This is a genomic window from Ruegeria sp. AP11, assembly GCF_056535865.1.
In genome coordinates, this window is record NZ_JBQFJB010000001.1 from 2,749,557 (window position 1) to 2,764,180 (window position 14,624).

Sequence of the window (14,624 nt, forward strand, 5' to 3'; positions counted from 1 at the left end):
AAGGGTCCCGTCATGAGTTTCCCTGCTTTTATAGGCCGTTATGCCGTAGAACGGGAAATTGCCAGCGGCGGCTTTGCGGCCGTCGTTCTGGCGCGGGACGAAGAACTGGAAGTCCCCGTCACACTCAAGATCTTGCACGCCAATCTTGCTGCCAATGACGCGGTCATAAGTCATTTCCTTGAAGAAGCCCGGTTGCTGAGGCGTATTCGGTCGCCGCGTGTCGTGTCTGTTCACGATGTGGGCCGGTTGGAAGATGGGCGTCCCTATTTTGTCATGGACTATGCGGACAGGGGCACTTTGGCCGAACGCCTCAAACGTCTTGAACCGGCGGTTTTGGCGCGGCGCGAAGGCGTGGGTGTTTTGATTGACGCGCTCGCCGATGGTCTGGCCGCGGTCCACGATGCCAATGTCGTGCATCGCGACATCAAGCCCGCCAATGTGCTTTTACAACGTATCAAGCGTCCGGTGGATCATGAGACTACGGACATCTTCACTGCGCTGGTCGAGCAAGACGAAAGAGTGTTTCTGGCCGATCTGGGGATCGCAAAGGACATGGCGATCGGTGTGACCGGGGCAACGATGATGGCCGGAACGCCGCTTTATCAAGCGCCGGAACAGGTTGAAAGCGGACAACCTGTTTCTCCGATGACCGATATCTATTCGGCGACGGCGCTGATGTGGCACGTGTTGACGGGCCGTGCGCCGCCGCCATTTCATCGTATTTCCGAGAACCTGCCCGGACTGCCCGAGATGTGGCGCGATTGCATCGAGCACGGAATGGCGCTGGACCCCGAAGCGCGGTTTCAGGAAATGGTTTCCTGGCGCGATGCGATGAACGACGCGCTGGACCGGGATCGGCGAGAGGCCGAATCCGAGGCGGTAACGCAGATATCGGAAAACCGGGTCGAGTGCCCCTACAAGGGGTTGGCGGCTTTTCAGTCCGAAGACGCGGGCTATTTCTTTGGCCGCGAAGATCTGGTCGAAGAACTTGTCAGCAGGCTGCAACAAAGCAGAATGCTGGTCTTGGGCGGCTCTTCGGGCAGCGGCAAGTCATCGGTTCTGCGCGCCGGGCTGCTTCCTGCCGTGGCTGCAAACGCGATTCCCGGAAGCGAGAACTGGCGTGTTTGCGTATTCACTCCGGGTCGGGATCCGATGACGGATCTGTATTTCCAGCTCATCGGGGACAATTCGCATCTTACCGCGCAGGTTTCATTGAATGATTTTATCGCCTATCCCAGCGCCGCGCGTCGTCTTGCCATGGCCAATGAAGGCGAGTTGCTGATTTGCATCGACCAGTTCGAAGAGCTTTTTACACTGGTCACACAAGAGCGCCGACTGAATTTTATTGAAGCGCTGTCCGCCATGACCGATCCGGCGGACAGTCGGGTTCGGACCGTCATCACAATTCGTGCCGATTTTTACGCGTCTTGTGCGGAAATTCCCTGGCTTGCGGACCGGATATCGGAAAACCAACTGTTGGTGGGGCCGATGACGCGTGCGGAACTGCGTCGCGCCATCAGCGAGCCTGCTCGTGCGGTTGGCCTGCATATGGACAGGTCCCTGATCGACGCGATTGTCGACGAAGCGGGGAAAGAGGCCGGTTCGCTGCCTTTGGTGGCGCATTCGCTTTATGAAACTTACATCCGGCGCAAGGGCGCAACCATGTCTCTGGACGGTTACCGTGAGGCAGGTGGCGTGACAGGTGCGATAAGTCAGACAGCGGAAACCCTGTTCTCGAACAGTTTTGACGACGATCAGCAAAACGCCACGCAGCGATTGTTCTTGCGACTGGTGACCCCCGGAGAAGGCACACCGGATACACGCCGGCTGCTTCCGATAGATGAAGTCGAACAGGACATCGCACCGGATACCACACGGAAGGTTGTCGAGGCGCTGACAGACGCACGTCTGCTTACGGTGGATGAAAACACGGTCCAAATCGCCCATGAAGCCCTTCTTCGCACATGGCCGCGATTGCACTCGTGGATCGAGGACAGCCGGGACGATCTGCGCATGCGACAGCGCATTCAGCATGACGCAAGCGAGTGGGACAACGACAATCGAGAGCCCGACCTCTTGTATCGCGGAACACGGTTGCTGGCGGCAGAGGAGTGGTCGGCCAAAAACGAAAACGTTCTGGGCAAACTCGAGCGGGAGTTCCTCGGGCAGGCGCGTGATGCGCGCGAAACGGCGCTGGCAGCCTCAGAGCAGCGCAGGCGGCGGCGTCGGCTGTACTATCAGGTTGCTGCCGGGGCGCTGGCGGTGCTGACCATCGGGGCAACGGCGGCTTCATTTCTGGCCATTCGTGCCTCCAATCTGGCAGAGAGCAACCGCAAGATGGCTGTTGCGGCGACCGCCGAAGCGAATGAGCGTTTTGCGCGTGCGCTGGGTGCGGCGGCGCATGGTTTGTCCCAGTCGGACCCGCTGCTTGCGCTTTCCCTTAGTGCCGAAGCCATCGTCCGGGCCAAGTCGGCCGGTTCGACCTCGGATGCGCGCTCTGCAATGCTGTTGGCGCGTCAGAGGTTGAGCGAGCCCGGTCTTATCCCATTGGGCAGCCCTCTGACAGTGGGCGACGCCCAGACCATGGACATCGATCCGGTAGGCCAGCGGGTCGCCGTGGGGCTGCGCGACGGGCGTATTGTAATTCACAGTGTCAGGGCGGATGAAGGGATTCTGGCAGAATTGGTCGGCCATTCCGGAGGTATCCGCGATATCGCGTTTTCGCCGGACGGCACCAAGTTGTTGTCGGCTGCAACGGACGGGGACATACGGTTATGGGATGTTGATCCCACCCGGTATGGTCCGTTGACGACGCTGTTTTCCGGCGACGATCTGGCGTTCGGCGTGGCTTTCGATTCAGTTGGTAAACGCGCCGCTTCGGCGACAGGCGACGGCACCGTTCGCCTGTGGAATCTGTCCGACGGAATGCAGATCGGCCCGCCCCTGGCGGAGCAACCGCTTGGCTTTAAAAGGGTGGCCTTTTCCCCGGTGTTGGAGGGACTGGTCGCAGGCAATGTTGACGGTGGCATTTTCGGCTGGGTGGATCGAGACGCGAGGACCGCTTTTCCGCCAATTCCGGGCGGCCCGCTGGGTCCTGATCCGGACCATCTTTCCTTCAGCCGGGACGGCAGCTTTTTCGCGGTATCTCATACAAACGGAAAGGTTACATCGATCGGTTTCCCCTCGGGCAGCCCGATCGTCGACCGCTTTGCCAATGCGGATGATGTTGTTGCGGCGACGTATACCCGTACCGACGACATTCTGGTGGGTGCCACGGCGACGGGGGCGCTTCTTCTGGAGGATTCTGATCTGCAGCCTGTTGGATCTGTGGTGCAGGCGCATAGCCAGAGTATCGTTGATATCGATAGCGCAAGTCAGGTTCCCATATTGGCGACACTTGGACGGGATCAGCAGGTCAGGCTGTGGCGGATCGCGGCTGAGCCCAGCGAGGGCGACGCCCTGACCCTTGCGGGTGGGGCCAAGGCCCTTGGGGTTGCATACAGCCCGAATGGGACCAAGGTCGCCGTCGGAGACAGTGATGGCAATGTGTGGGTCTGGAATGTGGGCTCGACCATGAAACCCCTACGGCTGAAGGGGCACAGAAATCAGGTTTGGGCCATAGCGTTCTCGCAAGACGGTCGGCATCTCGTCTCGGGGGACCGGGATGGCGATATCCGGATCTGGGACGCAAGCGCACTGCAGATTGTGGATCAGTATAATCTGGGGCAGACGCCCGTCTGGAACATTGCCCCGACCGCCTCATCGGTGTTGTTTGCGGCAACGGGGAATGGGGTTCACAGGATTGACGCGGCGGATACAAGCATCGTCCATACGATTGATCTGCCCGAGACGGCCATAAACCGTGTGAGCGTATCCCCTGACGAATCCAGATTGGCGGCAGCGTCCGCCGATGGAAAGGTCTATGTCTGGAGTATAGCGGATAACAGTTTGGAACGAGTCATAGACGCAGACGACAACACATTGTGGAGTGTTGCGTTCTCGGCCGACAATTCAAGACTAGCATCGGCGTCAAGCGACGAGGTGGTGAAAATCTGGGATTTGGAAACCGGCCAGGAACTTGCCTCTTATGGCGGACATAAAGGGGGCGCCACAGATATCGCTTTTCTGGGGGATCAAGCAACTCTGGTCGCGGTAGACAGATCCGGAGAATTGCATTGGTGGGATACGGTGGCCAATCGGCGGCTCATGCCAGTGCAGAAAGTGCATGCCGCCCCAAGCTGGAGAATTGCCCTTGCGCCCGATGGCCAGTCCTTTGCGACCACAAGCGAAGAAGGCGTGACCCGCGTCTGGAACAGGCTGAGCCTGGCGATTGCCTGCATGTTGAGCGCGCCATCTTTCGATGCAGAGAGGCGTGTTCAGTATCTGGGCAGCGAAAAGCCGACAACCAGCTGTGATCGCTTTCTTGAGTAGCACCTGCAGCATTGTCAGCCAGCCTGTCGCCGCAATGCCAGTCAGATTGATCGTTCGGACCGCTGGGGACGTCTCTAAATGCAGAAATTGCATTTGCCTGCAGTGGAATCCGCCCTCGGCCTAGATTTTCCACTTCGTTTCCGACAGTATATTAGTCACAGCTGCGGTGTGTTTATGGTTTGTAAGACTGCTGCTTATTGATGTGGGGATTTCGAGCGTTTCGACATTGGCTTTCTGCCTTGAAGCCATCAGGCTTGGGTCTTCGAGTTGATGAGGGCCATTGCACTGAACCGTCGGCGTGAACTGCGAGTTTGGGGGTTATGGAAGGCAACAGGGCGCAACCATCAGATTCTTCGGAAAGGGCGACCGTATCGGAACCGTCTGGCGCCATTTATTGGAGCCAGGCGCATGAGCTTGCGCGCGAGCGGCTGAATTTCGCGACGGCCAGCCGGGTTCCCGTGACGCTGTTTGTTGGCCGCACCGGAACCGGGCGGACCCTGTTGGCGCAGGAACTGATCGCGACAAACACTTCGGCCTTCGTCGTTCGGATGCTCGACAGCCTGGATCATTTGTCGGGCGAGGTGTTCTCGGATGTGTTGACCGCGTTCAACCCGAAACGAAGCCCCACCGTAACCCCTGCGCAAAGCCGCGAAAAACTGATCGCTCTGCTCGGGTCGCTGCACGCGGCGCGGCGGTTTCCGGTGCTTGTGGTTGATGACGCCGAGCAATTGTCGAACCTCTATCTCGGGGCGCTTTGTGACCTCTGTGATCAGGCTGTGGAGCAGCGCCCGCTGATGAAGCTTGTCCTGGTCGGGAGTCCGGATTTGGCCGATATCCTGTCGGGCGTAAGACCGGATCTTGTTGGCCCAGCATTTACCCTGGACTGCATGAGCGAGAAGGACGTTGGCGGTTATGTTCCTGCGCGTCTGGCAAGGATCGGCCTGCAGGATCGTAAATTGGACAAGGGTGCAGTACGCGAATTGTTTGTTCTATCAAATGGTATTCCGGCAAAGCTGAACGCCATTTGCGATGCGCTGAAAGAGCACGGACCACCGGACGGACCAGCAACAATCGACAAGGCTCAGGTGCGCCGGGTTGCCGCTTTGGTCAGAGCTTCCGATTCAGCGGGGCAGCGCAGAGGCGATGCCGAAGGGCAGCGCCACACGCCCGCCAATGCCGAGCTTATGGCACGGGCGAACCAGGTCGCAGGCATTTTGCAGAACGCTTCGGACACCGACCGGAGCGAGCCTGAGGTCCCTAAACAGGGTAAACGCCCACTTGGCCGCGCTGCAGCGCTTGCAGCAGGGGCGCTGGCGCTGGTCGGGGGCGGGGCCTATCTGTTTGCGACGGGAGGGTTTTTGACTGATCGGGCCGAAGCACCGTTGAGTGAAGTGATCACCGGTACGACCAATGTGAGTGGTAATGTTCCGACACCGCGCAGTTTTTTGCCCGGCACGGCAGCCGAAGCCGAGGCGCGTGTCGCGCGCATTGCCAAAGCGCTGGGCGGGGCCGAGACCACGGCAACGGGTCAGTATCTGGCTGCGCTCGATCTGGCGGAAGCCGCACCTGACGCAGCCGCGGTTGGATACGCACGCGCGGCGCTTTCAGGGCATGAGCGATCTGCATATTACCTCGGGCAGATTTATGAGACCGGAGAAGGGGTGCCTGTGGATCATGCGCTTGCGCGGATCTGGTACAACCGGGCCGCCTCTCAGATCGCGGGAGCCGCTGCACGCCTTGAGGACCTGCAGCCTTCGACGGAAGGTGGCGTGATCACCGTGCCGATACCTCTGTTCTCGCAAAAGATGCCGGATGGTACAGTCGAACTGGTCTGGACCAGCGGCGAGGGGGCCGATCCGATGGCCTACCGCGTCGAACTGTCATCTACGTTCAGCGACACCGCCCTCTATTCCGGGCGGGTCAGAACATCGGCCATACGGCTGAGACCTCCGCAAGCGGCGCGCACATGGCGGGTGATCGCATTGGACAGAAACGGCAGGGAAGTCGCCTCGCCCTGGATGGAGATCAGGCTGAGATAACCTCAGCCTGAACTGGTTTCAGCATCCGATAACTGCACAGATGCGGGCGCGATAGGCGGCGTTTGCCTCGCTTTCGATATTGGGTTGAACAGCGGTTTCGACCGGCCCGCACTCAAGCTGATAATTTTCGCTCAGACCTAAATTCACGCATTGCGAAATATTCCAGCCGGGCGGAATGTCGTTGAGGTCGACATCATTCCACTTGGGATGGCCCGATTGCTGAAGCGTTTGAAACTCTTTGGCGATCAGATGCGCCACATCGGCCACCGCATTGCAACTGGCCCGATGATAACCGTTCCGTTCCGGCGTGTATTCATAGGTCATCAGAACCGCTTTGACCGCCACAACGTCGATGGTCTCCTGCTGGAACGGATAGGTGCCCGCTTCGATCTTGGAAGGGGTATAAACGGCAGACAGGGTCGGGTCGGTCACAGACAGCAAATGCAGCTTTTCCGGGTCGATCTGGTCGGTCTGGAACAGTTTTGTCGGTGCGCCTGCAACATAGAAGAACGCATCGATGCTGCCCTCCTGCAGCATTTGCAGCGATGTATCCGCATTGATTGTCAGACGTTCCGCTGGATTGACACCCGCCAGATCCAGAACCAGAGACGCGGTCAGGAAGGTGCCGCTGTCCTCGACCCCAACGGCGACCTTGCGGCCGGTCAGATCCGCCAGCGAGTTGATGTCGCGCTTGGCGAGAATATGCACCTCTTCGTTATAAAGCGGGAACGCGATGCGAACGCCGTAAATGGCGCGCGCAATTTCCGGGTCTTCGCTGGAATAGGTCTTGAGATATTCCAGCACATCACTTTGCACGATACCCAGCTGGGTGAAACGACGTTGGCGGACGCCTAGGAAATTCTCAAGCGATCCGGCGCTTTCGCGAACGTTCAGGTCAATTCCGCAGGCCGAGGCCAGCCCGCTCAGATCCCCTCCGATCTGGATGTAGGTTCCCGTTGGCCCCCCGGTCAGGATATTCCGCTCGAATGCCGAAGCGGTCGCGGGCAACATAAGGCTCAGGCCCGCCAAAAGGACGGTTCTGGTCAGCAGCTTCCCCAGCCTGAACAAACGCATGTCTTACCTCCCTCTCAAACAACAAAAAGACTAACAGAACTCTCCGGACCGCACCAAATGGAGCAGCATGTGACGGTTGACCTCTCCGGTGGCGGTCTGCAGTGCGTCTACGGCGCACGCCCCGCTTGCCAGTTCGGCGGCCAACGTGTCGATGACATCACTTGAAAGACTGCCCAGACCCGGTGCGCCAATCAGCGCCGCGCGCACAACCTCGATTGGTTTTTGCGGCCCTGACACGGAACCGGTTGGCTCATCGGTCGGAGTGGGTTGCGGGTCGTCCGCAACGGACTCTTCCCCGCGCTGGATAACGGACGGGGCAGGTTGCGTCGCCACTTCTACGGACGGGCCTTCCAGCGCCTGAAGGCTTGCGGCAAGGTTCGACAATTGGTTCCGATACAATGCGGCCTGCTCGCGCAGCGCCTCCAACTCGGCCCGGGCCTCTGCCGTCTGCGCCTCAGCCTCCTGCAAATCGGTTTTCTGTTGATCAAGCGCCGCTTCCGTTTCCTGCGCTGCTTGCGTTCGGGCCTCGGCCAACTCTTCCAGCTCTGATCGTACTGCATCGCGTTGCGAGGCCAGTTCGGCGGTTTCCGAGGCAGCGCGATCCAATTCGTCGCGCGCAAGGGCAATCTCATCCAGTACTGCGTTCAACTCGGTCTCGGCTGTTGCCGCCTGTTCAAGCAACTCCAGGGTCCGGTCACGTTCCTCGGTCGCCGCTGCAGTCTCGGCGGTCAGCGCATCGCGTTGGGCCTCAAGCTCGGCGATCTGAGTGCTGATCGTGTCGCGCTCACTGGTCGTTTCCGCAAGGCTCGCAGTGACGGTTTGCGCTTCGGCGCGCAGGCTTTCAAGCGCGGCGGCCTCTTGCGCGCCCGCCTCCAGGGCGGTCTGGATCGCGGATTGTAGCTGTGCAAGCTCATCTTCGGTCGCGGCCAGCTCAACGGTCTTTTGCTCGCGCTCCTGACGCAGATCGTTCAGCGAGGCATAGAGGTTCACCTTGCTTTGCTCACCGGTTCTGATCTCTTCCGACAGGGATTGCCGCGATGCGTTCAACTCGGCCAATGCCGTCTCTTGCTGGGCCAGGTTTTCTTGGGCCGCTGCCGTCTGGGTCTGCAGCGCCGCAAGTCCCTCGGTTGCAGCGGCGCGCTGGGCCTCCGCGTCTTCGATATCGGCCCGAACTGTATCAAGCGCCTGCCGAGCTTGCGTCAGTTCACCTTCGATTGCGGATTTGTCGGTCAACAGCTGTTCGGTCGCGGCTTCCTGATCTCTCAACGCAGCAAGTCGGCCCTGAACATCGGACAATGCGCTTTCTGCGGCGGCCTGCTGTTCCTGCGCGGTCTGCGCTGCGGTTTCAGCATCCGTACGTGCAGCCTGCAGCGCGGCGATCTCTTCCGACATTGCCGCACGCGAGTCGCTGAGTTGGGCATTAGCCTGATCAAGCTCGCCCTGAGTTGCTTCAAGCTGCTGTCGAGCGGTGCTCAGCTCTGCTTCGACAGATGACTTTTCGCTCAGGGCAGCCTGCACCGCGACTTCCGTCTCGGCGATACTGCTGCGTAATTCGTCCAGTTGATCGCTGTTGCGCGCAAGTTCGGTATCAAGAGCGGACTTTTCCTCGGCCAGTGTCTGAAGCGCCTGTTCTGCGGATGCGATTTCGGCGGCGTTCTGGACTTTGTCAGAGTTCTCGACGGCCAGAGCCTCCAGTTCTCCGCGCAGCGCCGCTTCCTGCTGCTGCAGCGCGCTCAGCGAGGTTTGGAGTTCACTTTCGCGTTCGGTCGCGGTCGCAATGGCGGCGGTCAAGGTTTCTTCCTCGGCGCGCCGGGTATCGACGGCTTCCTGAAGGCGGGTGAGGTCATTTGTTACGCCGGTTATACTCTGCTGCAGCGCTGAAAGGTTGGTTTCGGCCTCACTCAACTCTGCTTGTCGCGCGCCCAATGCTGTTGCGGCTTGATCCAGCTCGCTTTGTTTGGTGGCAATTTCAGCGGTCACGCTGTTCAGGGCCGACCTGTTTTGCGCCAGAGTTTCGTTCAGCGCGTCCAGCTGGGTGTTGGCTTCAAGCTGGCTGCGGGTCAGGTCCTCAACATCTGCGGCAAGCTCGGATGCAAGCATACGATCCGCTTCCATCTTGGTCTGAAGGTCTCGTGTCTCAAGCTTCATTTGCTCAAGATTGCCGACCTCGGCGGCGGCAGTTTCGATCTGCACATTCAGATCCGCAAGCCGAACTTCGGCCTGTTGGGTGGAGGCTTCAAGCCGACCCAGCTCTTGCCGCCGCTCGGCAATCGCAGACTGGCTGGCCTGACTTTCCTGTTCCAGCTGGCCGCGTGCTTCTTCGAGCTCGGCAAGGCGCGAGGCGTTGTCGCGCCGCTCAGAATCCACCGAGGTGATTTGCGCCTGCAATTCCGAAAGCTCGGTTTCGGCCTTCGCAATATCCGCCACCAGCGTGTCGCGGGTGGATTGTGCGCGGGTTATTTCCTCTTCCAGAAGGGCCAGAATTTTCCGAAGTGTCGCGGCGGTTTGCGGCGGCTCTTCGGTAATGGCTGAGGGATCTTCGGTGTCTTGCGCCAGAACAACCGGCGTCCAGGCTCCAAAAACCAGAACGAATATCATTAAACGAAACAGCCGAAACCGGACCATACACCCACTCTCCAATAGAAAGCTGTAGGGTAAATGTTCCACAGATTTATGAAAAAGTCTAACCCCAGCCCTGATGGCAACCCGTAATTGAGATCACTGAATTCGTCTTTTTCGCAACGTGAGCATCCGATGGGCAAATTCGCCTGACATGTGAGTATTCGACCAGAGCCGAATAGGTGCCACGGATCGTGAGTTCACCTGTTGTCGGCAGAGGCATATTGGCCTTCTGCTTCGCAATCGTTCGCAAAGGCTCGTCAGTTCGCCGCACCTGCTTGGACAGAAATGGCCCGATCCTCAATATCTCGGCGGTGTCAGCCCTGATTGGAACCAGCTGACAAGCGAGACAATAGAAAAAACCGGCAGTCCCGTCGCCTGCTGAATATCCGCCGCATAGGGGCACATATTGGTGCATTCCAGAACAATCGCGCCCAGTTCGGGATGGTTTGATTGCAACGCAAGCGCGGCCTCGACATTGTCCGCGCGGGCCTTTTCCACGTCCAGCGTCATTTCATTGTCGAGGATGGCCCGAGTGAACTCGCGCCCGCCCTCGGTGGTGCCGATTGGTGTGTCCTGCGGCACCTGCGCGCCCAGCAGGTGGCCCTGGGTCAGGGTCGAGGCCGAGATCGTCAGAATCCCTGTGCGTTTGCCTGCCGGAAGGGCGCGGTTCACCATGTCGACCTGCATCAGCGAGGAGGTCACGACCGGAACCGGAACCGCCTGAGACAGTTCCTTCTGGAACAGGGAGAGGAATCCGCAATTGGTGGTGATCCCGTCCGCGCCGTCTTTGACCAGTTCCTGCGCGGCGTCGATGAAGGCCTCCAGCATCCCTTCGGCCTTGTGCCGGACGACCCGGTCGGGCGAGGCATCGCGGACAATGCGATAGAGCACCGGGAATGGCCATGTCAGCGCATTGCCCATATCGCCAGGAATACGGGGGAATCGTGCGTCCAGCATCAGGATACCGACGGACGCGCCGTAGATGGATTTTCCGCCCCGAACGATCATGCCTGTGCCTCTTCGATGATGCGGGCCGAAATGACGTCGGACCCTTCCATGTAGATGCTGGATATCCCTTGCCGCACGGCCTCTTGCACCTGATCCATGCGCTTGGTGATATGGTTGCCCAAGATATGCGCAGCGTCGTCTGCGTTGCGATCCAGAAGGGCCTGCATGACCTGTTTGTGCTCGTCTTTCGAACGGTGAAGCCGATCCATGCTCATCGAGATCCAGCGAATATAGCGGATGCGCTCGTTGATCCGGGTCAGGGTCTGCAACAGCTCGGCGTTGCCGGACAATTTTGCGATACCCAGATGGAAGGCCTCATCCCGGTTGACGGCCTCCGCGACGGTCAGGCCCGTGATGTCGATCCCGGTGGCATAAAGTTCATCTTTCAGCGACCGCAGGTCTTCGTCTGTGGCCTTGGCACAGGCTGCACGGACGGCTGCGACTTCGATGATCTGGCGTAGTTCGAACAGATCAAACACGCCCTGCGCGTCCAATGGGCGGCAGAAAAAACCCTGGCCGGGGCGGAAATCGAACAGCCGCTCGGCCACCAGCCGGTTCAACGCTTCGCGCAGGGGGGTGCGGCTGACGCCCAGCTCTTTTGACAGGGCCACCTCGTTCAGGCGGTCCCCGGGGCGCAGGTGGAAAGAGACCGCCATCGCCTTGACCTGATCATAGATGTCATCGACGCGCGGGCCCGCCATGTTGTCTGTCCTTTCGATTGCGATTCACAAGTGCCACAAGTGGTTCTTGAAATCAATATACAAAACTGTATACAGATATGTGTGCAATTAGATCTAAGGGAATCATTGGCCATGACGGGAACGAATTATCTGACCGGGGCAGAGGCAATGGTGCGCATGCTCGAAGCGCATGGCGTGACGCATATGTTCGGGCTGTGCGGTGATACCACGCTGCCATTCTATGACGCGCTGGCGCGCATGGATCATGGCATTCAGCATATTCTGACCCGGGATGAACGGCACGCGGCCTATATGGCGGACGGCTATGCGCGCGTGACCGGCAAGCCGGGCGTGTGCGAGGGGCCTTCGGGTGGGGGCGCGACCTATATTCTACCTGGAGTGGTCGAGGCGAACGAAAGCTCGGTTCCCATTCTGGCGATCACGTCGGATGTGGCGACGTCCAGCCGAGGCAAATATCCGTTGACCGAACTGGACCAGCCCGCCCTGTTTCAGCCGCTGGCGAAGTGGAATACCTCGCTGGATGATGCCACAAGACTGCCGGCCATGGTGCGCGCCGCGTTCCGGGCAATGACCACCGGCACGCCGGGGGCAACGCATCTGGCGCTGCCGTTTGACACGCAGAAGGCGCAGGTGGACGAGGTCGAGATCTGGGCCGACGCGCGGCATCGCAGCTATCCGGCCGAACGTGCCGGACCCGATCTGGACGCAATCGAAGCTGCGGCAGAGATACTGGCACAGGCAAAAAACGCCGTCGCCATTTGCGGCGGCGGGCCGGTTCTGTCCGGGGCCGAAGGCGCGCTGCGCCGCGTTGCCGGTTTGCTGGATATGCCGGTTGCCACCACCGTATCGGGGCAGGGATCCATCGCCGAGACCGATCCGCTGGCTCTTGGTGTGGTCGGATCAAACGGAGGCGTTCCGGCGACGCGCGCAGTTGTGGATCAGGCCGATGTGGTCCTGTTCATCGGTTGTCGCGCGGGGTCGGTCACCACCGAACGCTGGCGCAGTCCGGGCCGCGACGCCACCATCATCCATATTGACAGCGACCCGATGGTGATCGGTGCCAACTATCCCACCGAAGTGGCGATCTGCGCAGATGCCCGGCTGGCGCTGGAAGCTTTGGCAGACGCACTGGAAACACGGCAGGACCTGCCCAGCCTCGGCGGCACCGCCAAGGCGCGTGCGGCGTGGGAGGCCAAGCTGGCCGCGTTCGCGCCACTCGCGGCAAGCCGCGAGACCCCGATCCGCCCCGAGGCGGTCATGGCCGCGTTGATGGATATCCTCGATGATGATGCGATTGTCGTGGCCGATCCCGGCACGCCATGCCCCTATTTCAGCGCGCATTATCGCTGGCGCAAACCGGGGCGCCAGTTCATCACCAACCGGGCGCATGGGGCGTTGGGGTATTCGCTGGGCGCCGCCATGGGGGCGCATATCGGTCGCCCGTCGGTCAAGACTCTGTCCGTCATGGGCGACGGATCCTTCGGGTTCACCTGTGGCGAGTTCGAAACCATGGTCCGGCACAATATGCCGATTACCTCGATTGTGTTCTCAAACTCGGTTTTCGGCTGGATCAAGGCAGGGCAGAATGCCGGGTTCGGCCAGCGGTATTATAATGTCGATTTCAATCGCACCGATCACGCGGCGGTGGCGTCTGCCTTTGGCGTGAAGTCATGGACGGTCAAAGATCCCGAGGAACTGCCCAAGGTTCTGAAACAGGCCATCGAACATGACGGCCCGACGCTTGTCGATATTCATTCGCAGCAGCTTCACGATGCGGCTGCACCTGTTTCGGAATGGGTGGCGTAAGCCGCAATAGATTGGCTCAGCTGGTCCAGAAACGCCTGCGCGATTGTCGATAGGGGCCGCCCCTTGGCGGTGATGATTGCGAGGTCCAACATGACCGCTGGCCGGAAGGGGCGGGTCTGATACCCGCTCTCTCCGTCGAAGGTGACGGTAAAGGGATCGATCATCGCCACGCCCATGCCCTGTTTGACGAAACTCAGCAGGTTTTCGGACAGATGCGTGTGGATTTGCGTCCGCCATGTGCGCCCGGCAGTCTGGAAAATGTCACGGGTCCGGCGGTGAGTCTGGTGCTCGGGGCCCATGACGATGAAGGGTTCGTTTTCCAGAATGTCCGGCGTCAGAACGTCATGCTTGGCCAGCGGGCTGCCTTCGGGGAAGGTGGCCAGCGTTTCGAACTGAAACACCTGATAGTTCAGTGTGTCGTGCAGGATCGGCATCTCGACAACGCCGATCTCGAACAGGCCTGAAATCACCCATTCCTGAATTTTGGACGAATATTGCGACTGAAAGCTGACCGACAGGTTCGGGCGGCTTTTGGCAAAGCGCGCGATTTCTCGCGGCATGAAGCCAAACGACAGCAGATGAGGGGCCGCGACCTGCAACTGTCCGGGATGTTTATTCTGCAGGTCGGTCACCGCCTGCGCCACATGGTCCAACCCGCGCACGACCGTGTCGACCTCACGGTAGAGCAGTTCCGCCTCGGGCGTCGGCAGCAGGCGGCCCTTGTTGCGTTCAAACAGCGGCAACCGCGCCTCGCGTTCCAGCTGCGCCAGCAGGTTGCTGATCCCCGGTTGTGAAATGCCAAGAACCGAGGCCGCGCCGGTCACGGTTCCGGTTTCCATAATGGCGTGAAAGGCCTGTAACTGACGAAACCGTAGGGACATCTTTAGGTTATCATTTTTTCTGATGAAGTCTCAAAGATATAGTATTTGAAATGATATGGGGG

General features: G+C 59.8%; 8 protein-coding genes. 3 read left to right on the plus strand and 5 right to left on the minus strand.

What is annotated here, in order from left to right:
• The first annotated feature begins 12 nt into the window (after positions 1-12).
• Positions 13-4,431 carry a serine/threonine-protein kinase gene (locus ACR3E4_RS13715; RefSeq protein WP_480529816.1) on the plus strand — a complete coding sequence of 1,473 codons (4,419 nt, stop codon included), beginning with the start codon at positions 13-15 and terminating at the stop codon, positions 4,429-4,431.
• A gap of 458 nt (positions 4,432-4,889) precedes the next feature.
• Positions 4,890-6,470, plus strand: coding sequence for an AAA family ATPase (locus tag ACR3E4_RS13720; RefSeq protein ID WP_480529814.1), 1,581 nt, complete (start codon positions 4,890-4,892; stop codon positions 6,468-6,470).
• 18 nt (positions 6,471-6,488) lie between these two features.
• On the opposite strand, the gene ACR3E4_RS13725 is transcribed toward ACR3E4_RS13720, so the two are convergent.
• The 4 genes from ACR3E4_RS13725 to ACR3E4_RS13740 form a co-directional block, all read right to left on the minus strand.
• Positions 6,489-7,544: a TAXI family TRAP transporter solute-binding subunit gene (locus ACR3E4_RS13725; RefSeq protein WP_480529812.1), complete on the minus strand. Its 1,056-nt coding sequence runs from the start codon at positions 7,542-7,544 to the stop codon at positions 6,489-6,491.
• 30 nt (positions 7,545-7,574) lie between these two features.
• Positions 7,575-10,142 (minus strand): coiled-coil domain-containing protein, encoded by a 2,568-nt coding sequence (locus tag ACR3E4_RS13730; protein WP_480529810.1) that lies wholly within the window; start codon positions 10,140-10,142, stop codon positions 7,575-7,577.
• A 321-nt stretch (positions 10,143-10,463) separates the two neighbouring features.
• Complete coding sequence (locus tag ACR3E4_RS13735; RefSeq protein WP_480529808.1) at positions 10,464-11,174, minus strand: aspartate/glutamate racemase family protein; 711 nt, start codon at positions 11,172-11,174, stop codon at positions 10,464-10,466.
• The gene (locus ACR3E4_RS13740; protein WP_480529806.1) at positions 11,171-11,875 is read right to left on the minus strand and encodes a GntR family transcriptional regulator; all 705 of its coding nucleotides are present in this window, start codon (positions 11,873-11,875) and stop codon (positions 11,171-11,173) included. Before ACR3E4_RS13740 ends, ACR3E4_RS13735 begins: the two co-directional genes overlap by 4 nt.
• Positions 11,876-11,986: 111 nt before the next feature.
• Between ACR3E4_RS13740 and ACR3E4_RS13745 the strand changes: the two genes are divergently transcribed.
• Positions 11,987-13,681: a thiamine pyrophosphate-binding protein gene (locus tag ACR3E4_RS13745; RefSeq protein WP_480529804.1), complete on the plus strand. Its 1,695-nt coding sequence runs from the start codon at positions 11,987-11,989 to the stop codon at positions 13,679-13,681.
• Here the strand turns inward: ACR3E4_RS13745 and ACR3E4_RS13750 are convergent.
• Positions 13,642-14,562 (minus strand): LysR family transcriptional regulator, encoded by a 921-nt coding sequence (locus tag ACR3E4_RS13750; RefSeq protein ID WP_480529802.1) that lies wholly within the window; start codon positions 14,560-14,562, stop codon positions 13,642-13,644. The two genes, ACR3E4_RS13745 and ACR3E4_RS13750, sit on opposite strands and share 40 nt — an antisense overlap.
• Positions 14,563-14,624 lie beyond the last annotated feature (62 nt).